Annotated in this window: 19 protein-coding genes; 2 read left to right on the top strand and 17 right to left on the bottom strand. The window is 55.7% G+C overall.

The genetic code is table 11. The annotated features are described in order from the left end of the window. Positions 1-61 precede the first annotated feature (61 nt). From GQR90_RS07650 to GQR90_RS07615, 8 genes are all read right to left on the bottom strand, one after another. Positions 62-781 (bottom strand): aspartate/glutamate racemase family protein, encoded by a 720-nt coding sequence (locus GQR90_RS07650; RefSeq protein WP_158773578.1) that lies wholly within the window; start codon positions 779-781, stop codon positions 62-64. A gap of 98 nt (positions 782-879) precedes the next feature. Beyond that, the gene (locus GQR90_RS07645; protein ID WP_158773577.1) at positions 880-2160 is read right to left on the bottom strand and encodes a TRAP transporter large permease; all 1281 of its coding nucleotides are present in this window, start codon (positions 2158-2160) and stop codon (positions 880-882) included. 5 nt (positions 2161-2165) lie between these two features. Then, entirely contained in the window at positions 2166-2723 is a 558-nt protein-coding gene (locus tag GQR90_RS07640) for a TRAP transporter small permease (protein WP_158773576.1), read from the bottom strand. 127 nt (positions 2724-2850) lie between these two features. Next, entirely contained in the window at positions 2851-3789 is a 939-nt protein-coding gene (locus tag GQR90_RS07635; RefSeq protein WP_199269494.1) for a TRAP transporter substrate-binding protein, read from the bottom strand. 166 nt (positions 3790-3955) lie between these two features. Beyond that, on the bottom strand, positions 3956-5167 hold the full coding sequence (locus tag GQR90_RS07630; RefSeq protein WP_158773574.1) for a DegT/DnrJ/EryC1/StrS family aminotransferase: 1212 nt from the start codon (positions 5165-5167) through the stop codon (positions 3956-3958). Between the two features lie 12 nt (positions 5168-5179). Continuing rightward, the gene (hisD, locus tag GQR90_RS07625; protein ID WP_158773573.1) at positions 5180-6496 is read right to left on the bottom strand and encodes a histidinol dehydrogenase; all 1317 of its coding nucleotides are present in this window, start codon (positions 6494-6496) and stop codon (positions 5180-5182) included. A gap of 141 nt (positions 6497-6637) precedes the next feature. Next, the gene (locus GQR90_RS07620; RefSeq protein WP_158773572.1) at positions 6638-7651 is read right to left on the bottom strand and encodes a D-cysteine desulfhydrase; all 1014 of its coding nucleotides are present in this window, start codon (positions 7649-7651) and stop codon (positions 6638-6640) included. 559 nt (positions 7652-8210) lie between these two features. After that, on the bottom strand, positions 8211-9131 hold the full coding sequence (locus GQR90_RS07615) for a DMT family transporter (RefSeq protein WP_267902049.1): 921 nt from the start codon (positions 9129-9131) through the stop codon (positions 8211-8213). Between the two features lie 305 nt (positions 9132-9436). On the opposite strand from GQR90_RS07615, the gene GQR90_RS07610 reads away from it, so the two are divergent. Next, a complete protein-coding gene (locus GQR90_RS07610) occupies positions 9437-10345 on the top strand; it encodes a LysR substrate-binding domain-containing protein (RefSeq protein ID WP_158773571.1) in 909 nt (302 codons plus the stop codon). A 35-nt stretch (positions 10346-10380) separates the two neighbouring features. Beyond that, complete coding sequence (locus GQR90_RS07605; RefSeq protein WP_158773570.1) at positions 10381-10599, top strand: TIGR02450 family Trp-rich protein; 219 nt, start codon at positions 10381-10383, stop codon at positions 10597-10599. Between the two features lie 198 nt (positions 10600-10797). On the opposite strand, the gene GQR90_RS07600 is transcribed toward GQR90_RS07605, so the two are convergent. The 9 genes from GQR90_RS07600 to GQR90_RS07560 form a co-directional block, all read right to left on the bottom strand. After that, positions 10798-11904: an NADH:flavin oxidoreductase/NADH oxidase gene (locus tag GQR90_RS07600; RefSeq protein WP_158773569.1), complete on the bottom strand. Its 1107-nt coding sequence runs from the start codon at positions 11902-11904 to the stop codon at positions 10798-10800. 211 nt (positions 11905-12115) lie between these two features. Continuing rightward, complete coding sequence (bla, locus tag GQR90_RS07595; protein WP_158775380.1) at positions 12116-12967, bottom strand: class A beta-lactamase; 852 nt, start codon at positions 12965-12967, stop codon at positions 12116-12118. 173 nt (positions 12968-13140) lie between these two features. Continuing rightward, positions 13141-13431, bottom strand: a complete 291-nt coding sequence (locus GQR90_RS07590; RefSeq protein WP_158773568.1) for an amphi-Trp domain-containing protein — start codon at positions 13429-13431, stop codon at positions 13141-13143. 70 nt (positions 13432-13501) lie between these two features. Continuing rightward, positions 13502-14812, bottom strand: coding sequence for a metallophosphoesterase (locus GQR90_RS07585; RefSeq protein WP_158773567.1), 1311 nt, complete (start codon positions 14810-14812; stop codon positions 13502-13504). Positions 14813-14887: 75 nt separating this feature from the next. Further along, entirely contained in the window at positions 14888-15661 is a 774-nt protein-coding gene (locus GQR90_RS07580; protein ID WP_158773566.1) for a histidine phosphatase family protein, read from the bottom strand. Further along, on the bottom strand, positions 15658-16632 hold the full coding sequence (locus GQR90_RS07575; protein ID WP_158773565.1) for an NUDIX domain-containing protein: 975 nt from the start codon (positions 16630-16632) through the stop codon (positions 15658-15660). The genes GQR90_RS07580 and GQR90_RS07575 overlap by 4 nt, the downstream gene beginning before the upstream one ends. Positions 16633-16634: 2 nt before the next feature. Continuing rightward, a complete protein-coding gene (locus GQR90_RS07570; RefSeq protein WP_158773564.1) occupies positions 16635-17915 on the bottom strand; it encodes an HprK-related kinase B in 1281 nt (426 codons plus the stop codon). Further along, positions 17912-18814, bottom strand: coding sequence for a GAK system ATP-grasp enzyme (locus GQR90_RS07565; RefSeq protein WP_158773563.1), 903 nt, complete (start codon positions 18812-18814; stop codon positions 17912-17914). The genes GQR90_RS07570 and GQR90_RS07565 overlap by 4 nt, the downstream gene beginning before the upstream one ends. After that, positions 18807-20582 carry a phosphotransferase gene (locus GQR90_RS07560; RefSeq protein ID WP_158773562.1) on the bottom strand — a complete coding sequence of 592 codons (1776 nt, stop codon included), beginning with the start codon at positions 20580-20582 and terminating at the stop codon, positions 18807-18809. The genes GQR90_RS07565 and GQR90_RS07560 overlap by 8 nt, the downstream gene beginning before the upstream one ends. Positions 20583-20656: the final 74 nt, after the last annotated feature.

The raw sequence follows: 20656 nt of genomic DNA, 5'->3' as shown, positions 1-20656 counted from the left end.
GAAAGTAAAAAACCCTTCCCCGCAGAGTGCGAGGAAGGGCTTTGTCCGTCGATATCCAGGCTTACTGCGTTGCCGCCTTCACGACACTGCGCGCCAGAACTTCGACAGAGTCCACGACAGGCAAGGCGTCATCGAGCATGTGACTGATGATGGAAAGTTCGGTGCAGGCCAGCACCAGTACATCGGCACCTTGAGAGGCCAGGTCCTCTGCTGCCCGGCGGAATGCATTACCGACGACCTCATCACTCACCTGGCCCTTCTTGACGTTGCGGATCACCTCCAGCATCGCCGGCTCATCCTGTGGGTAGGCCAATGACAGGTCACGCGCTTCAATGAAACCTTCATAGAGACCGATCTTGCGCAGTGCCGGGGAACATAGCATGCCGATGCGTGCTCCCGGCCACTGTTCCGCCACGCCATCCAGCGTACGCTCGACGATATGCCAGACCGGGATGGAGACAGCATCCTGCGCATCCTGCCAGTAGTAATGCGCGGTATTGCACGGCATCACCAGGAAATCACAGCCCGACTGCTCCAGTCGCTGCGCCATTTCCGCAATTGCCGGCCCCGGTGTTTCATTTCCCCCTTCCAGCAAGGCCTTGATGCGTGATGGCACCTTGGGATTGTTGTCGACCACCATGTGCACATGGTCGATATCATCCTCGACCGGGGTGGCATCGAGTACGCGTTGCATGAAAGTGATGGTTGCCTCAGGGCCCATCCCTCCCAGCACGCCAACCGCAACATGCTCTGTCCCTGAGGCGTCATGCGAACTTCTCATGGGTCATTGTCTCCGGCACGAATGTTTCTGAAGGATGAAAGTCGAGAGGGAGGCGAGGTTGGCGCCCCCCTCTCGATGTTGTGAGATTCATGCGGACTCTAGAAGCCCATCAGCTCTGGCAGCCACATCGTCAACTGCGGCACGAAAGCCAACAGCAAGGCAATCAGCACCATGGTGCCCACCAGCGGTAAGGCACGCACCGAAATCTTCTCGATGGACACGTTGGCGATACTGGAGCTGATGAACATGTTCTCACCCAGCGGTGGCGTCGAGAAACCAATCCCAAGACTGACGACCAGCACGATACCGAAGTGCACCGGGTCGACTCCAAGCTCGACCATCACCGGTAGCAATACCGGGGTGATGATCATGATGGTGGCCAGAATCTCGATGAACATGCCGACGATGAGCAGGAAGGCGATTACAAGAATCCATACCAGCCACAGGCTATCGGTAATGTTCAAGATACCCTGCGCGATCATGGCCGGAATATGATGCTCCACCAGAATCCGGCCGAAAGCCGTGGCGGTGAACATGATGATGAGCACACGGCCGGTCAGCCAGGTCGTGTTCTGGAAGGCTTCATTCAGGCCCAGCAATGAAGATTCCTTGTGAATGAACACGCCCACGAACAATGCATAGAAGATGGATACGACTGCCGCTTCCGTTGGTGTGAACAGTCCGCTATAGATGCCGCCCAGGATCACAACCGGCGCCATCAGCGACCAGAAGCCTTCTTTGAGCACCTTGAAGACACGTGCCTTATCATAAGGAACGCCTTGCGTCTGATAGCCATTGCGCTTGGCAGTGATGTAATTGGCGATCATCAGCGCCGCCCCCAGCATAATGCCGGGAATCACGCCTGCCATGAACAGCGCGGAAATCGACTCATTCGCCGTCACACCATAGATGACCAGTGGCATGCTGGGCGGAATCACCACCCCCAGGCCGCCGGCCGTTGCCGTGATCGCCGCTGGATAGCTTCTACCATAGCCGCGCTCGATCATTGCGGGAATCACCAGCATGCCCACTGCTGCCGTGGTCGCGGGACCAGAGCCAGAAATAGCGCCGAAGAACATACAGGCCATTACCGCTGCAGCACCAAGGCCACCAGCTGCAGGCCCAGCCAACTCTTCCGCGATACGAATCAGACGCCGTGCGATACCCGCGTCGCCCATCAAGGCACCGGCCAGAATGAAGGATGGCAGCGCCATCAAGGGAAAGGAGTTGATGGCTGAAAACGCAAGTTCAACAAGAGAAGTGATGTCATCGCCATTGACGACATAGACCGCCAGAGACGCAACACCCAAGGCGACCACAATGGGAGAGCCTAGAAACAGCAAGGCTCCAAACAAGGAAAAGAGAATAGTAGCGGCCATGGTGATCAGCTCTCCGCCTTGATGGTGTAAACAGTATCGTCGTCACGCGGAGACTTCTGAGTGATCTTCTCCACTTCCTGTGCATCGACATCGCCCGGCTCCACGCCATGTACCAACTTCATGTACTGCACCTGCAGAACACGAAAAGCCATCAACGTGAAGGCGATCGGGAAGATGTAATAGACATAGGCCAGTGACCACCCCAGCGCAGGAGATGCATAGGGGAATTCGGTCAATAGACTGATCAGATCGAGACTCTTGTACGCGAGAATAAGGCAGAAACCGACCCAGATGAGGTCGACAAACAGCAACAGGCCCAAGGCCACCTTGCGTGGCAACAGGTTAATATGAGTTTGAAGGCGGTTATGTGCGCCGAGATGGGCGGCATGTGCAGCACCCAGAAAGACGAACCAGATAAAGGCATATCTAGCCAACTCTTCCATCCAGGAATAACCGATACCGAAGACGACACGCAGCACGACTTGTGCAAACAACAACAGCACGAAAACACCCAACAGGAACCGACAGGCGTAATCTTCAATATTGTTCAATCTGGCCAACATGGCAGCCTCCTTCGTATTTTGCATTGAATGAGGCACCAGAGCAGCGCCCTGATGCCTCATTCTCGAGCGTTCAAACAGGTTGTTGAATCATGTCAATTGCCAGTGACTGGCTGACATTTCATAAGACTCAATGGCCTAACGCCTTCTGCAACTCATCGAAGGATTCCTTACCGCCTATTTCGTCATAGAACTGCGGCCACACCTTTTCCTTGGCAATGCTGATCCACTTGTCTTCATCCGTGAGTGCTACGGACTCGACGCCTTCGGCTTCCATGCCGGCACGTGCCTCGGATGCCTTAGTCAGTTGGAATTGCAGACCATACAACTGAGCTTCAAGACCCGCACGACCAATGATCTCGCGCTCTTCATCTGACAGCTTGTTGTAGGTGCGAACTCCCATCATGATCGGCTGCAGAGAATACTGGTAGTGAATCTCTGTCAGATACTTCTGCACTTCCTGGAATTTCATCGTGTAGTTGACGATATCCGGATTATCCTGACCATCAATCACACCTTGCTGCAGACCCGTGAAGACTTCTGGCCATGACATGCTGATGGGATTGGCGCCCCAGGCTTCATAGGTCGCCAGCATGATCTTGTTCTGTGGCACGCGAATCTTCAGACCCTGCAGATCTTCAAGCGATGTCACTGGTCGCTTGGAGTTGGTCAGATAGCGGAAGTTTGAATAATGCCAGCCCAGAATATGGACACCAGCCTCTTTCTCGGCAATGGCATTCCATTTGTCCGCCAGAGGACCTGTCGTTGCCTTGACGGCGTCCGCATGACTACGAAGTACGTAAGGCATGGTCAAGGCACCCAGACGTGGTGCGTAAGGGGTAAGATTCCCGATACCCGCCATGACAAAATCCAGTTTACCGATGCGCGCGTCCTGAATCATGCCGGTCTCGGTACCTAACTGACCACCCGGGAACAGCTCCACCTGCATCTCGCCACCAGACAGCTCTTCCACGAGCTGTTCAAAGCGTTGGGCATATGCCCCTTGATCCGAATCAGCAGGATCCCCCAGGCCAACCTTGAAGGTCTTGGCCTGAGCAGTGGATGTCATGACCAGCATCATTGCTGTAGCCAGGAGAGTTTTATTGAACATTGTTATCACTCCAGTGGTTGCGGACCTTCTCTCCAATATTCAGGAGACGATATTCTAGAAATGAATGCAGATAAACTACATTTATATTATATGAACCTGCGATCCTATTTCCGACCATCTCTCTTCAAGATGCAACCGATAGTAGAGTACGCGAGTCATGCAATGCGTCTTTAATCAATATTACAATATCGCCACAATCATCAACGTCGAATGTGAGTGGTAGTCGCAAATCGCATAACGTCGATAACACACGATCTGCATTCGGGAGCGGGCGATTGTTGTCCAAATAAGACCAACTATCGTAACGGCTGGTGTAGTCTTCCGGTAGCGGCTTTCCATACCACTTGACGGGTAGACCACGTGCTTCACAGCCCGCAATGAAGTGGGAAATCTTTTCCTTGCCCCAGCCTTCAAGGCCGAACTGAATGGAGCTCCCCACGAAATCTTCCTGCGGGAATCGCGCTATCAGCGACACTCCCCTCAAGCCCTTCAAACCCGCTTCCATAGAGGAATACAGTGCATTCCAGCGACTTTTTCGCTGTTGCAAATCGGCAAGTTGAGGACGAAGAATGGCAGCCCGCAGGTTATCCATCCGCCCGCTCATGTTGGGTGTCATGAGTCGAGTGACATCGAAGCTTGCGGCATCCGGTGCTGCCAGGTGGCGGTCATACAACATGTAGGAGCCAGACAGGATGATCGCTCGACGCATTACCTCATCATCCGAGCAGGCCAACAAACCGCCCTCGCCGGAGTTGATGTGCTTGTAAGTCTGGGTACTGAAGCACCCGACCTTGCCGAAGGTTCCGCTGGGTTTGCCGTCATAGGAAGCCCCCATGGTATGGGCACAATCCTCAATCACCGTGATGTCGCGACTGTCACAGACCTGCATGATCGCGGACATGTCACCGATATGGCCACGCATGTGGGAGAGCATGAAGAAGCGCGCCCCGCTCTCGTCTGCGGCACGCGCGAGATCGGCCGGGTCGACGGTGGTGTCATCGAGAATGTCGACCAGTATCGGCTCCCCTCCCGCTGCCACGATGCTTCCCGGCACCGGCGACAGGGTAAAGGCATTGCACAGCACCTTGTCACCAGCTTCCAGACCACAGGCGCGCAGCGCCAGCTGCAAGGCATAGCCGCCCGAGGCGCAGGCCATGGCATAGGGCACACCGAGACTGGCGGCGAATTCCTGTTCGAGCAGGGCTGTCTCGCCCTGCTCTCCCTCTGCCAGGTTGTAACGATGAAGGCGGCCTGAACGCATTACCGCAACAGCAGCATCAATAGCGGTATCAGGGATAGCTTCCTGCTGGGTAAATGACTTGGAAAAACGGCGCATATCGACCTCTCCTCAATAACGCTTCTGAGCGTAGACCGGGAAGTCCCAGTCTTGCTCGGAGAAGTACTTGGTCAGGCGCCAGTCACACGCACGCGCATGACCTTCCATGCCTTCGGTACGCGAAATGCGTGAACCGATAGCACTGAATTTGAGATTGGCTTCTTTGCTGAGTTGCTGTGTGGTGAGAATTTTCATGAATTTATGAACGTTCAAACCACCGGAATAACGCCCGGCACGCTTGGTCGGCAAGATATGGTTAGTCCCCGAACACTTGTCGCCGTGAGTGACTGTGCTGCCTTCACCGAGGAACAGAGAACCGTAGTTGCTCAAATGTTCTTTCCACCAATCAAGATCTTCGCAAAGGACTTGCAGGTGCTCACACGCGTATTGATCACTGACTTCGACCACTTCTTCACGCGTATCACACAGAATCACTTCACCAAAGTCACGCCATGCCGCATGGATGATATCTGCATTAGGCATGTCATTTGCGACCTGTGGCATCAGCTCGATCACACGGCGTGCCACTTCTTCACTGGTCGAGAACAACCAGACCGGAGAGTTGGGGCCATGCTCAGCTTGAGAAACCAGATCTACGGCGATTGTCATGGGATCAGCGGTGTGATCGGCGATCACAGCTGATTCCGTAGGGCCTGCGAAGACATCGATGCCGACCTGACCGAACAACAACCGCTTGGCTTCTGCCACGAAGGCATTGCCCGGACCGACAAGAATATCTGCTTCGCGTCCGCCGAACAGACCAAACGCCATGCTGGCGACAGCGTGAACGCCACCCATCTCCAGAATACGATCAGCGCCTGCCACATGCATCGCATAGGCGACGGCAGGATTGATGCTGTCACCACGGGGCGGAGAGCAGGCAGTAATATACTTCACTCCGGCAGCCTTGGCCGTCGCAACACTCATCAGGGCAGAAGCGGCGTGGGCATAGCGCCCGCCCGGCACATAACAGCCCGCTGAATCAATCGGCAAGATGCGCTGACCCAGCACGACACCCGGCTCTGTCTCGATTTCAAATGAGGTCATGCTATCGCGTTGGGCAATCGCAAAACGACTGATCTGACGGTGGGCGAAATCAATGTCGTCCTTGACACTTTGCGGTACGCTTTCGATCAAACGTGCCAGCTTTTCGTCAGTCAGCACGAAATCGCCAGTCCAGTTATCAAATTTCTCGGCGTACATGCGCACGGCGTCTTCACCACGGGCGCGAATGTCCTGCAGCATGTCCTGGACAATAGCGGTTGTCCGCTGATCTTCTTCTGCTACGCCATCGGCTGCTTCAGCCAGCTTGAGGTGTCTGATTGTCATTATGGTGTCCTCGGAAACTGCTGTAATCATCGCGCTTCCCCACCCGAATAGATGGGGAAGCGCGTTGGCAAGCTGTGATCGTCTCTCGGGTCTTTGCCGTCAGAAAGTCACAGGGAACCTCCTGATACCATCAGATGCGGATCAGGCCTTGTAGTCTTCAAAGTTGAAAGCGTCCGGGTAACCGAACAGTGCCACTGCACCACCGGTATGCAGGAATACAACGTTCTCGCCTTCCTTGAAGTGGCCCTTGCGGACCAGATCGATCAACCCTGCCATACCTTTACCGGAGTAGACCGGGTCCAGCAGGATGCCTTCCTGCTGCGCCAGCAGCGTCACCGCTTCAACCATGCTGGCGGTCGGGATGCCATAGCCTTCGCCGACGTAGTCACAGTTGGCGACCACATCTTCACGCTTGACGACACCGGAAAGACCCAGCTTGGCTTCTGTCTTCTGCGCCAGCGCGAAAACATTGGCTTCTTGCTTGTCTTTCGGAGCACGAACGCCGATACCGAGCACGGGAATACCAGAGTTGCAGGCGGTGAGACCAGTCACAAGCCCGGCTTGAGTACCCGCACTGCCGGTGGCATGCACAAGGTGATCGATCTTGAGGCCCATGTCATTGGCCTGAGAAAGCAGTTCGAGTGCCGCATTCACATACCCCAGTGCACCGATCTCGTTGGAGCCGCCACCCGGAATGATGTAGGGCTTCTTGCCCTGTCCGATCAGCTTGTCTGCCAGCGCTTCCATCTCGGCAGCCATGTCGGCACCACCCGGACGCTTGGCGACAGTCGCACCATGCAGCTGATCCAGGAAGACGTTGCCGTTGTAGTTGTAGCTACGGTCATCACTGCCAGTACGATCTTCCAGCAGGATGTGGCACTCAAGGCCAAGCTTGCAGGAAGCTGCCGCAGTCTGGCGCGCATGATTCGATTGGGTAGCGCCTTGGGTAATGATGGTATCGGCACCCTGCTCCAGTGCGTCTGCCATCAGGAATTCGAGTTTGCGGGTCTTGTTGCCGCCGGTAGAAAGGCCGGTGCAATCGTCACGCTTGATCCAGAGGCGCGGCCCACCCAACAGCTTGCTCAGGTTGTCCATCGGCTCCAGCGGAGTCGAAAGGTGACCAAGGCGAACACGGGGGAAACGGGACAGATGCATACGAGCCTCCAAACGGGTAATTGTTGTCATAGGGTTACTCTCAACAGTCGGTCATTGGATATACGACCTCACTTCGGCATCTCGCCTAGCTGTGACTCAAACCTAATGGTGTTGAGGATCTCCGCCCAATGCCATGTTTCTCAAAGTTTATTACTTTTTTGCATAGCATCATGAAAACACTATCCGCTAGCTTTCACTAAGAATCTTTTATCGCTAATACAAAAAATATCAGTGACATTCACTGCCACTTTGCTCATCAAGATTCTATAGAGAAAGGCGATCCATCATGAGGGCCTACAAGGATGCCGTCAGGCAGTACGTCCTGAAGTGCATCAACCTTCACCGCACGCTCGTCCTGCCAATACGCTGTCGTACCTTGACAGGGTTGAGCCATGAAATGATGAAGAGACGTGATCAACGAGGGATGCTGCAGGCCAGATAACGAGGCTTCAGAAGAATTACCATTATTGATATCCTGAAACGTAGCGTTCATGACATACCATTATCCCGCACTTCAAGCGGGATAATTATTGGATACCATGAAATCATGCAGTGGCAACTATGACTTCTTGATATTGACACCGAGACTCGGTGATACAATCGCGATATTTTCCTTTTTCTGAGTCATAATATAAATTCCACTCAAGACAATCACACCCGCCCCCAAGAGGGTCATGACATCAGGTGTTTCTTTGAATACTACGACTCCCAATGCCAATGCGAACAATAACCGTGTATAGCGGAAGGGGGTCACTACCGATACTGCCCCTTTACGCATGGCAATTGTCAAAGCGTTATAGGCGACAACACCAAAAATGACGACACCGAGGATCAACCAGCTTGCATCGGATGAAAAATAAAACGATGTCGGTTGGTAAACCTCGAACAGAATACCTGCTGGAATCAAGGCGAGAAAACCATAGATCCCCAACTGTACATTGGAGATGGACGAAGACGCTGCGCGTGTCGCCAGATCCCGCCCCGCAAAGCCCAATGTGCTGATCACGGCAAACAATGATGCCGCACTGAAGCTATCGAGGCCTGGACGCACGATCATCAACACTCCGATGAAGCCGACACCAATGGCCAGCCATCGCTTCACACTGACCACTTCACCAAAGATCAGGGCTGCTCCCAATACCACGACAAGTGGCGTCGCTTGCAAGATGGCGGACGCACTGGACAAGGGTGTCAGCGTGATAGCCAATGCGAAACATAATCGAGCGGTTATCTCACACGTCACACGAATGAAGATAGGAAGAGAAAAAATAGCGGGCGGGACAAAGTCCTCTCCTCGACGCCACGTCAACATCATGAAAATCGACATGCCACCTAGACCAAATATGATGAGGAGTATTCCAATCGAGGCATGATTCGCTGCCAACTTGAACAGCATATCCTCAACGGAAAATGCAGCCATTGCCAAGATCATGAATATACTACCGCGCGTATTATCCAATCGAATCGCCTCCCATCTCACTAGTGTATAAACTGTGACGTGTATTTATATACTGACTGGTCTTATCAGATTATCACCCGTCAATTACGTTACGATAATAATGACTCCAGCCAAGCCCCATAGTGAATCAGTGCGTCAAATTTCTTGAACCCCAATTTTACTCCACCAATCTTCGCTAGACAGATATTGCATTAGAGTATCATGATGTTGCATCCAGGAAATTCGCTCCTGAGTGAAGACTTTATCCAAGAGCAATGGCATATTTCCAGTACATTGTTACTTTTTATACCAAGATCAAACGCATCAAGGGGTAGCCCAAGAGACTCATGAAAATCGAATGGATAGAAGATTTTCTTGCATTGATCGAAGCAGGCACATTCTCGTTGGCCGCAGAACGGCGGAATGTGACACAGCCAGCCTTCTCACGAAGAATTCGTCAGCTGGAGGAATGGCTTGGGGTAGAGCTGGTATATCGACAGTCACAGCGAATGATCCTGACACAGCATGCTCTGGAATATGAACCTGAATTACGTGAATGGCTGACACGGCTATACACATTGCGGAGCCGCCTGCGCAGTGAAGCTCGGCAAGGGCCCAAGGCTATCATCACTACCCAGCACACGTTGACGGTCAGCTATCTGCCGAGGTTGCTGCGTTACTTCCGCCATAATTCACCGGAATCAGGGTTGCAGGTAAAGTCACTGGATCGCTATGAATGCATCGAGCTCTTCGAGCGCAATCAGGCGGATCTACTGCTGTGCTCCGAACTCAAGGGCGCTCCTATCTTCAGCGACAGTAATACTGGCATCGAACGCATCTCACTCGGACTTGAACAACTACTGCCCGTTTGCGCCTCGGATGAGTCCGGCCGCGCCATGTACGTACCCAGCGAGCATCAGCGCCTGCCGCTCATCGCCTACGATCCGGAGAGCTTCATGGGACAGATACTGGCCTCGCCCTTCCTCATCGATCTACAGCGCGCCAAGGATATCGATATCATCTGCGAGACATCCTTTACCCTCGGAATCCGTGAGCTGGTCATGGCTGGCTTGGGCATAGGCTGGCTTCCCCATGGCCTGATCGAGGATGACCTCGAAAGTGGCAAGCTGGTATCCCTGCTGGATGAACTAGGGAGCCCGACACTGGAAGTCGCCTGCTATCGGCATTGTGACAAGGGTACCAAGTCCGCCAAGTTACTTTGGGGCTTGCTCAATCAGTCCCCCCCCTCGATATGAGCCAACCGCGCACTCATACCGCTTCAGGAGCCACCATGCACCGTATCAACCCTGAGAAACTGCTGCGGAGCAAATGGACTGCCATTGCTCCACAGAATCGCGAACGCCACTTCATCGTCACGACACTGCACCGCGATGAAGAGAATGAACATGTCGTCAAGGTCACTCTGCAGGCTGTCATGACTCACAATGATTACATGCTCGCCTGGCGTGACCTGGCGGACGATACCGTGTGGCAGATGGGCTGGAAATGACGCCACCCTCCCCTTGATGACCGACACTTGAAGACCGACACTTGAAGACCGACACTTGAAGACCGACACGAAAACGCCCGCAAGCCTGAAACATCGTCAGGCTTGCGGGCGTTTTGTTTCTTTTGACGTGAATGCGCGCCAGTCGCTGTCCTCAAGTCATGGATATGAACCAGCGCTGCCAGCAAGGATCAAGAGGTATCAGCCCTCCTGGTTTTCCAGCAGCTGTTTCAACCCATGAGGCTGGCAGCGCAGATACTGGGGCGACACCTTGATCGTCTCACCCAGCGCCGCTGCAGCATGCCACGGCCAACGCGGATCGTAGAGAATCCCGCGTGCCAGAGCGATGGCATCTGCGTGCTCATTTGTCACGATATCCTCTGCCTGCTGCGGGTCAGTAATCAGGCCGACAGCGATGACCGGCATGACGACATGGGACTTGAGCGCTTCGGCATGTGGCACCTGGTAATTGGGCTCGACCGGAATCTGCTGATGCTCGCTCAACCCACCGCTGGAGACATGGAGATAATGGCAGCCGCGAGTATCCAGCTGTTTGGCAAGCTCAATGCTTTGCGCCAGGTCCCACCCACCTTCTGCCCAGTCGGTCGCACTGATACGTACACCCAATACGATGTCGTCAGGGATCGAGGCACGCACGGCATCGAAGATATCCAGCGTCAAGCGCATGCGATTGGCAAGCGTACCCCCATAGGCATCTTCACGCTGATTGCTCAGAGGTGAGAGGAACTGATGCAGAAGATAACCATGTGCGGCATGCAGCTCTATGCCTTGCAAGCCTGCCTCTACAGCACGACGTGCCGCCAGCACAAAGTCTTCAATCGTCTGGGCAATCTGCTGTGTCGTCATGGCCTCTGGTAGCGGACCGCCCTCACTGAAGGGAATCGCACTGGGGGCCAGTGCCTGCCAGCCATTGGATTCGCCGGGCGCGATGGCCTTGCCGCCATCCCACGGCTTCTCGCAGGAGGCCTTGCGCCCCGCATGACCAATCTGGACCGCCAATGGCATCGGTGAATAGGGACGGATGTGATCGACGACAGCTTTCATGGCATCGCGACTCGCATCATCCCATAACCCAGCATCACCGTAGGTGATGCGTCCTTCAGGTGCCACGGCGCTAGCTTCAAAAATCAACAGCCCCGCACCGGACTGAGCCAAGCTCCCCAGGTGCTGGTCATGCCAAGCCTGCATACGTCCGTCTTCAGCAGAGTACTGACACATGGGTGCAATGATGATGCGGTTTTCGAGCGTGACAGGCCCTAGACGAAGCGGAGAGAACAGTGTAGACATGATAAATCCCTGGAGGTGGCGGATCAGAATGAACGACGACGCTGGCATCACCAGCCATCTGAACGACAACGGGGATGGCATCCATCGCCATCCCCGTTTCTTGATGCGTAACCACTAGGTGTGGGCGCACATGGCATCCCACAAGGTACCGTTCGCGCCCGATTGGCAACTCACCGTTGCCTACCCGATACGAACTTGCTGAGACGACTCCTCAGCGCTGCCCCGCCTGAGTCACCAGTAGACGTCCTATGCCCGCAATCGCGGCATTGCGTTGTGCCAAACTCGCGTCACTCTCAGTGAGATAGACGGCAACAATCAGCGGAGCGTGACCAGGCGGCCAAATAATCGCAACATCATTATTGGTGCCGTGCCCACCACCACCGGTTTTATCGCCTATCTGCCAGCCCGCCGGCAAGGCATCTCGCAGCTTGCCTTCACCCGTCGTGTTCGCCAGCAACCAGCTTTGCAGTTTAATGCGCGAGTCTTCCGACAGCGCATCTCCCAATAGCAACTTCTGCAGCGTTGTCACCATGGCATTGGGTGTCGTGGTATCCCGCACATCGCCAGGCGTTGCTTCATTGAGCGAGGTTTCGGTGCGGTCTAAACGCGTTGTGTCATCTCCCAGTGAGCGAAGATACGCAGTCAGTCCTGCTGGCCCGCCCACGGCATCGAGAATCAAATTACCTGCGGTGTTATCACTGATCGTCACGGCCGCATTACACAGTTCGGAGAGGGTCAAGCCATCACCCTCGGTTTGCGTCTCCGTTACCGGAGAGTAGGTCACAACGGCTTCCGGCTTGATCTTCACTTTACGCTGCAATGACTCTTGCTCGGCATCAACCAAGGCCAGCATACTCCCGCACGCCAGTGCCTTGAACGTACTACTCATCGGGAAACGTTCATCGCCACGGTAGGTGAAGCGCGTTCCATCAGCGGTATCCAGTACGGCAACACCCATACGGGCATCCACTTCTTGCTCAATCGTGCGAACCGAGTCTTGTGAAAGCGCCGCAGGAACCTCTGCAATGGCGTGTGCCGATAGCAGCGTCATAGACCCCAGCATCACAAGACGTGTGAACAATCGACGCGTCAGTCTTCGCGAAAAACCGCTCGCATCAGGCTTCGTGTGGGTGGCCACATCCATGATGATATTCACTACTGTCTCTCCCTTCAGCGTGCCCACAATACGTGGATATCTAACCAATACTGTCGTGACGGACGCCTTGAGTGACGAATTCAATGTGAATCATCATCGGAAATCTTCAGCGTCTTGTTCCGCTTGGCCCCGGGCCGTGCGTGCCACGATAGCCGTATATCCATACGATGATAGTCATCCTCTCGCCGAGCTGTCACCTTGAGTGTGAGCAGTCCGCGTGGCGTGAGCCGAATATCACCATCTTCGTCCCTGAATGACAGAAGTCCCTTGCCGAGGCCCTTGATGATGGCCTTGAGAATATCCTGTACACCTTCGATGGACTGCAGTGATTCATGTCGGAATAGTGACTTTTCCTGCTTATCGCCTTTCACGCTCGCCTCCTTTCACACCCGTCTCTTTATACATGACTCGTGCTTCACAACTGGCCACCGGTGCGTGATGTCAGGGCACGAACACCTTGACCACGCAATGGTCATTGCTGACAGCGATGATCCGACCGCAAGCCTCGATCAACGTCGCGCCCATCCCCACGCCACTGAGACCTTCCTTGCTGCGCGAATTGCGGTCCAGCGTGATATCGCCCTCTATGTGTAAAAGTCCACACCGCCAGTTCAGTTGCTGCCCATTGCAATGATTCACATGCCCGTGCATCACCGCGCGTATGCCGACCTTTGACAGATGCTTCACCCCTGTTGCTGTCAGCGGCATGTCGCTCTTGCGGTATTTGGTTCTCAGCACATTGGCCAACTCACCGTAATAGAAGGCGAAGGGATCTTCACGCAGAATGCGCTGAAACTCGCGATTGACCTCAGCAACCCGCTGATGGCCGAGCCGCTTGGCAAAGGCATCATCGACTCCCGCATGGACATGCAGGAAGGCCCCACTGCGATATGCCAGACGCATTTCGTCGAAAAACCAGGTAAAACGTCCGCCAGGCTTGAGAAACAGCTCATGTGCCTTGAGGGCCGCGGCATAGGTCTGTCGCAAGCTCAGCCCCTGTTTTTCACACGCTCTCTCGAACCCCGACATCTTGGATTCCAGCCGCGCTATTTCCTTTTCGAGTGCATGCCCTTCCAACACGCCTTTCGCGGTTTTCCGGAAATCTTCGGCCCAGTCAGCGCCAGGAAATAGCCGTCGCCGACATTCGGCACGTGAGGGAATACTTTTCATGGCGCGCGGTTTATCGACCAGGTAGTGATCAAATACCTCCTTCAGCAACGCCAATCCCTTAGCGCCCATGCGCACGAACAAGTGATCGGTACGTGCCGAGTTGTCATGGCTGAGTCTCATCAGCGCCAGCATCAGGCGCATATCATGATTTCCGGCCAATAACTTGAGACGTGCCCCACTCAGCATGAGTGAGCGAAGTGCTTCCAGCAGCTCGATATTGCTCGGCCCCTTGTCAAGACAATCACCGCCGATAACGAAGACGCACTGCTTGCCCTTTACTGTCAGTTTCAGCGAGCCCTTGGACGTGAGATGAACGCCCCCACTGGCAACGAGTGAGGCAATGAAGGCTTCGGCATCTGCATGGGCATCCGAAATGAAGATGATGTCGCGAGACGGCCAATCCTTCTTGCCAAAGGTGCCACGGCGAGTACTGGCATCTCTCGAAGATTCATCTGTCTCATCCTTCGGGCTGGTGTGCTGGTGTTCGAGCGGCCATTCACAAGCCCGTGACGGCAAGGCATCCAGGTAGGTAGCGGGGCCACGATAACGAGGCACTGCACGACGCAGGCTATTGGCTGTCATTCACTTGCTCCTCAATACATGCATCGTGTCTCACCCCAGCCATGACAAGACTCCTCTGACCAGATGAGCCATGGCTCAATCTCGTGCAGATTCGTGTAACTTGCGTTGTTTCCACTCTCCCGCCACATGACGCCACTGGGTCGTTGTACGCACATCTTCAGGAGCACTCGCAGCTTGAAGTGCGTTGTCATCTTCAGCCTCGCATACGTCTTCCAGGAGCACTTCTTCTAGGATCACGGGACGACCATGATGCATGCTAAGACGTGCGATCTCCTCGAACGCGAGCACACCAAGAAGATGCGCCGCATGCCGAAATGCCGCACCGTGACCGATCACCAATGTCAGTGAGGCGGATGACGCAGGCAGCGGCAAGGCATGCAGATATGCTGCGACACGCTCTCCCGCCTGAAGCAGTGACTCGGCCCCTGGCAAGGGCAAACGATAATGGCTGTTCGACTTCCAGTCATTGGGCAGAGCCGACATGCGCGGGTCCTGTGATATGACATGCTCAATCTGCCTGGCGGTCAGATTAGCGGCACTGCCAAGACTCCGCTCGCACAGCACATCGTGTGTGATGAGTTTGAAAGGCTGCCCAAGCGCGCGTTCGAGAGTGGCAGCCATGAATGACCCAGTCTGCCATGCACGAAGTAGCGTGGAGCTATGCAGGCAATCCTCGATCTGCCAACCATGAAGATGACAGAGCGCCAGTACCTCCTGTGCTCCGGCTTCGGCATGTACCTCACCCTCACGAGTCAATGGATGGGGTTGATGGGCGCTCGGCGTATCAGGCTGTTGGTGATATTCGCCATGGCGTATCAATGCCACACGCCGAGGGAATGGTCCTGTCATGAGGCTTTTGCCTCGAGCGACCCCACCAAGGTACTGACCGCATCGCCAAGCTCGCGTCTGCCAAGAAGCGCCGGTGCTGCATCGGCGGACACCCAACGACGGCTCCGATGGGGTTCTTCACGCTCATTTTCTTCCAGCTCACGCGCGACCTCGACCGCGAACAGGCAGACCTCGACCGGCGCGCCCCACTTCTCATACGTGAAGTAGATAGGGGCGTGTTCAAGCGCCTCGCCCTCGATTCCCGCCTCCTCCTGTGCTTCCTTGAGAGCAGACGCCAGCGGACTCAAACCGGGCTCAACAATGCCCTTGGGGAGGCTCCAATGACGATCAGAAGACGAACCAATCAACAGAACTTCCAGGCGACCATCCTCCCAGCGACACGGCAAGACAGCAGATTGCTGGTAGTAATAGGCAGGACGCTCACGCCGTTCATCACCGCCCGGGAATGGCCACGGAAATCCTTCCGGCAAGGACCGCACCCGCTGAATCAGTTCAAGCTGCATCTGACCGGAGCGCAGTGAGTCCCAGCTGCCCTCGAAGCTCAGCCTGACGACGGCTGCCGTGGGCACCAACTTGGTCGCCTTGGGCGGACGTGGACGCTTGCCCGTCAGCCAGACCACCGCATCTTCCAGCGCTGGGTTGTGACACACCACCATCAGGCGCGTGACGCTATCAGGGCAGGCCCTCAGTGTCTTCAAGAGCGGCTTTTCGTCCTCGCAATAAAGCGCCGGCTTGAGCTCGATCACATCGACGCCCAGCCCCATCGATTTGACACACTTTTCGGCAGTCGCTCGCGCACGCAGTGCCGGCGAGCTCATGATGACTTGAGGCACGAGATCCTGCTGAGCCAGCCAGGCACCCATGCGTTGGGCACCCCGCTTGCCACGCTCTTTCAAGGGGCGGTGAAAGTCATCCGTCGCTACCGTTCCATCGGATTTCCCATGGCGCATCAACAGCAATTCATGGCGCATGGTCATACCTCCAGCAAGGGGTTGAGATGACCATCAATCAGTCTGGCAAAATCCACGCCACCCGTTACCTCAAGGACACGCACCTGCTTCAAGCGAGCCAGATAGGGGACAGGATCCAGCAGAGTGCCATTGGCGATGAAACGTCCGTCTGACAGCTGATGGAAAGGCCCCGGCGTTTTCATCACGGCGCGCATCAGTGAGGCATTCGCCATGACGTCCACCTCCTTGACCTCCAGAGGCGCCTGACTGCCACGTGTCCAATTGAGAATCAGCACGGCAGACAATATGCCGCTGGGACGAATGCGATCCGGCCCATAGACATCGGGAATGATGAGATCGTGCTTGTCTTCCAGATCCCAGAGCTCATCGATGGGCATGGCTTCACATGCCGCAACGCACTCAGGCGTCAACAAGGGGCGCAACCTGGGATTGTTCAGCATGGTACCTGGATTGATACGGGGCAACTTGGCAATGCCGCAGACTCTTGGTGGCTGACCTGTCAGCGACTGACCTGCTAGCAAAAGGTCTGATGGCAAATGGCCTTGCGGCACCTCTTCTTCCAGCGACTCCTCAGACAACGCCGGCATGATGAAGACGCGGTCATTGCTGATGAAATCAAGCGCGGGATGCTCCAGCGCTGCCACCATGGTGGTGGACTTTCCCCCGCCGGAGAACGCGGCGATCGCGACCGCGCGATCCCCCTTGGCAATCGCCGAGGCATGACAGATCAACCCGCCCTGATGCTGCAGGTAAGACATGTGCTGCGTCAGTAGAAAATTGATGATCTGGCTCTCGTTGTCAGCACAGGGACCAAAGGCGAGATTGTGTTCACGGCTGCGCAAGAAGCACATGCCGGTGCGCACCTTGAAGATCAGGCGAGCATCAACAAGCTCGATGATCGCATCCTTGCGTCGCGTCTTGCCCGGCTCCGGCTGCCAATCAACAAATGCCTCGGGCACCAGTCCCAACGCTTCAGCCCGCGGGGAATCTTCCAGTCGTGGTGCACTCAGCGCATGCATGATCGGCACATCCTGACCGGCCACCTCATGAAGCCTCGTCGATGGCAGGATCTGCGCGCAATGTCGGAAGTAGTCCGCAAGACGCGTGAGCAGTTCAGGGTGATCGGTCTTCAGGCATAGACGGAAGCCCTCCGCCTTGAAATACAGGACATCGTCCAGCAACGCCGTCCCTTGCGACAACGCGCCGAAGCACTCGTCTGCCCGCCATTGCGCGAAAGGTCTGCTGCCCAGAGTCGTGATCGATTCGCGTAGCGAGGCATTCATGACAGTACCTCTAGCACGTGATCCAGATAGGCTGCGGCGGCATCCACCCCTGCCCCCTCCAACGCCCCGCGAAAACCACCGAAGGCTGAGACTTCGAAGACGATTGGACCATCATCGGTCAAAGCGACATCTACCGTGGTGAAATCAAGATTGAATGGCGCCTGCGCGCGTTCTGCCAGCGCGATCAGGTCATCCGAGGGCGTGAAGGGTGCGTACTTGCCTCCCGCATGGATGGTGGTATTCCATGCGTCGCCACCACTCATGCGTGCATAACTGCACAGGTAGCGGCCGCCCACGAATACCATGCCGTAATCCTGCCCCGGCAGATTCAGACGCTGCTGCAGATACATCATCGGGTGCAAGGCCGAGAAATCACGGACGGCAGCTTCCAGCGCCAGGTCATCACCCGTGTCCTCGATGATGCACATGCCGCGCGCCTTGGTGGAGAACAAGGGCTTGAATACCGCAGCACCGTAGCGCTTGACGGCGGCACAGGCTGCAGTGATGTCTTCCGTCACCAACGTGGCCGGCATCGGGATGCCGGCATTGGCCATCGTCACGCTGCAGCTCAGGCGATCGATCAGACGAATCATGCTCTCTGCGCGACTGAACACGCGCACGCCACGCGCCTCAGCGACACGCAGCAATTCCAGTCGATCCAGACTGCCGGGAGCGTACTCACGACTGATCTTCTTGACGACAAGGGCATCCAGCTCGCTGAGATCGTGCATTTCTCCTTGCGCGTCGCGATAGAGCAACTGGCCACTGTCGAGGTCCAGTGAGACGGCAGCCATGTCGATCACCAGACGAAATCCGCTACGCGCTTCGATGAGATCCGCCAGCACCTCGGTGGACCATTTGCCGGGAATACCGACCACCCCGATTTTGAGATTAATCAACAAACAACTCCTCTAGAGGTAAGCGGTAATCAGCGGGACGTGACAGGTCAGCCGCTAGAAGATGTTCCAGAATGAAGCGGGCCCGCATGAACATGCGTCCCGCCAGTCCGGCATCAAGAATGAAGCGTGTCGAGGTGGCAAATGAACGCGCCAGCCCCAGCGCGAGACGCGGCTCGAAGGTGGCATCCTCCTGCATCTCGGCGAAACGACGTGCCTTGTGTGCAAACCGCAAGGCCATGGACAGGATACGCGCGCGCAGCACGTCATCCGTCAATTGCAGTCGATAGTGAGACACCATGAAGACTGCCACATCCTGGACGTAATCCATGTAGGCCGAACGGTGCAGGTCGATGAAACGGATACGCTGCGCCACGGGATCGTAGAGGATATTGTCCACATTGAAGTCCCCATGGATGTAGACCGAGAATGGGGCTTGCAGCGTTGTCTCGACGCGCGTGGCCTGTTCGACCAACTGCTCAAGCGACGCCTGTGGCCGCCCGCAGAGGCTGACGCCACATTCCTTGAATTCCGGGTGAATCTGATAGACATCCGCCAGTCGTTTGAGGAGCTGGCGCATGTGAGCGGCGTGCACCGGCGTATTCTGTCGCGTCACTCCCCAGACATCGAAGAGCGTCTCGACCAACACTGTCTGCGCCTGGCGATTGAGTGCAGCATCCTCATTGATCAATATATGCTCGATCGTCATGCCCGGCAGGTGCTCAATCAGTAGCGCGGCACTGTCGCCCTGCTGATGGTGAGAAAGAATGCGAGGTGCAATGCCCGGATAGATGTCGTGCCAACGCTCAACCCCGACTCGCTCCTCTTCGACCTTGCGTTCCAGGCCATCCTTGAAGATGGCCAGATACTCGCTGGGTGATGACGCTGAACGACTGCCTTTGCCCTCTTTCCTGACCGAGCTCTTGTCGTTGCTGGCAGCGGACTGGCCATCATGAGTATCTGCATCAGTCGCGCCGTGTGAATCATGGCCCAAGGCTGCACGGGAAGACCCTGAGGCAGCAATCCCCGAAATGCGGCTACCAGAACGAGTCTCGGCCAGTGTCTCGACATGCATGTCAGCGGTATTTGGGCTGCCACTGCCCAGCTCGTTGACCAGGTGTGTCAATGAGGCGTAGCGCTCGAAATTCAGCGACTGGCCCAGCGCTGCCGAGATGACGGCTTCTCCAAGTTGCCCCAGCACCTCTCCCATCTGCTCGATCTCGCGTGCCACAAACAGCAGATGCGTCAGATCCTCAGCGGGTGCGCGCTTCTTCTTCAGCTGTCCCGTCAAACCAGCAATGCGCGTTTCACTGTCGCGTTTGAGCTTGTCTCGGCTGCGGGCCAGCTTGAGCGACAGGGACAATGAGCCATTTTCGAGTGACATTTCGCTGCGCAAGATGCCGCGTCTTACCCGGCGCAATGATTTGATCAGCACGACGTCGTCAATGAGCTGGCTATCATCGATACGAATCAGCTGTTCCAGACAGCCGCGCGCCAATTCACTCAGCCGTGCCAGGCCGCTGGCGACGTCGACGAGGCTCTGTTGAAAGCGCGCGCGAGCTTGCGAACGCTTGTGAGTCCGCGCATCCGGACATGCCTGCTCGATTCGCAGACACAGGTTTTGCGCATACCCCTGCCGGTCAAGCAGCTTGCGGGCAAGCGCGGCTGTCGGTGTCGATACGAATGCCTGGAGACACGCGAACTGATTGTCGACTTCAGAACACAGGAATCGCAGGTTATCACGCGTACTTTCAGGCCAGGCCTGATTCATTCGCTTTCTCCACCAGCACCGGAAACATGATGACTCCACAGTATGCCATCCGAAAATGACAATCTGTAACGACT

The organism is Cobetia sp. L2A1, from assembly GCF_009796845.1.
Classification (GTDB): Bacteria; Pseudomonadota; Gammaproteobacteria; order Pseudomonadales; family Halomonadaceae; genus Cobetia.
This window is presented reverse-complemented; position numbering and strand designations above follow the sequence as displayed.

Bases quoted from the DNA above. Each gene is read 5' to 3' on its own strand.
- GQR90_RS07630 (WP_158773574.1), bottom strand. From the start codon at position 5,167: ATGCGCCGTTTTTCCAAGTCATTTACCCAGCAGGAAGCTATCCCTGAT.
- GQR90_RS07620 (WP_158773572.1), bottom strand. From the start codon at position 7,651: ATGCATCTGTCCCGTTTCCCCCGTGTTCGCCTTGGTCACCTTTCGACT.
- GQR90_RS07610 (WP_158773571.1), top strand. From the start codon at position 9,437: ATGAAAATCGAATGGATAGAAGATTTTCTTGCATTGATCGAAGCAGGC.
- GQR90_RS07635 (WP_199269494.1), bottom strand. From the start codon at position 3,789: ATGACATCCACTGCTCAGGCCAAGACCTTCAAGGTTGGCCTGGGGGAT.
- GQR90_RS07600 (WP_158773569.1), bottom strand. From the start codon at position 11,904: ATGTCTACACTGTTCTCTCCGCTTCGTCTAGGGCCTGTCACGCTCGAA.
- GQR90_RS07585 (WP_158773567.1), bottom strand. From the start codon at position 14,812: ATGACAGCCAATAGCCTGCGTCGTGCAGTGCCTCGTTATCGTGGCCCC.
- bla (WP_158775380.1), bottom strand. From the start codon at position 12,967: ATGCTGGGGTCTATGACGCTGCTATCGGCACACGCCATTGCAGAGGTT.
- GQR90_RS07560 (WP_158773562.1), bottom strand. From the start codon at position 20,582: ATGAATCAGGCCTGGCCTGAAAGTACGCGTGATAACCTGCGATTCCTG.
- GQR90_RS07575 (WP_158773565.1), bottom strand. From the start codon at position 16,632: ATGCGCCATGAATTGCTGTTGATGCGCCATGGGAAATCCGATGGAACG.
- GQR90_RS07570 (WP_158773564.1), bottom strand. From the start codon at position 17,915: ATGAATGCCTCGCTACGCGAATCGATCACGACTCTGGGCAGCAGACCT.
- GQR90_RS07645 (WP_158773577.1), bottom strand. From the start codon at position 2,160: ATGGCCGCTACTATTCTCTTTTCCTTGTTTGGAGCCTTGCTGTTTCTA.
- GQR90_RS07605 (WP_158773570.1), top strand. From the start codon at position 10,381: ATGCACCGTATCAACCCTGAGAAACTGCTGCGGAGCAAATGGACTGCC.
- GQR90_RS07650 (WP_158773578.1), bottom strand. From the start codon at position 781: ATGAGAAGTTCGCATGACGCCTCAGGGACAGAGCATGTTGCGGTTGGC.
- GQR90_RS07580 (WP_158773566.1), bottom strand. From the start codon at position 15,661: ATGACAGGACCATTCCCTCGGCGTGTGGCATTGATACGCCATGGCGAA.
- hisD (WP_158773573.1), bottom strand. From the start codon at position 6,496: ATGACAATCAGACACCTCAAGCTGGCTGAAGCAGCCGATGGCGTAGCA.
- GQR90_RS07640 (WP_158773576.1), bottom strand. From the start codon at position 2,723: ATGTTGGCCAGATTGAACAATATTGAAGATTACGCCTGTCGGTTCCTG.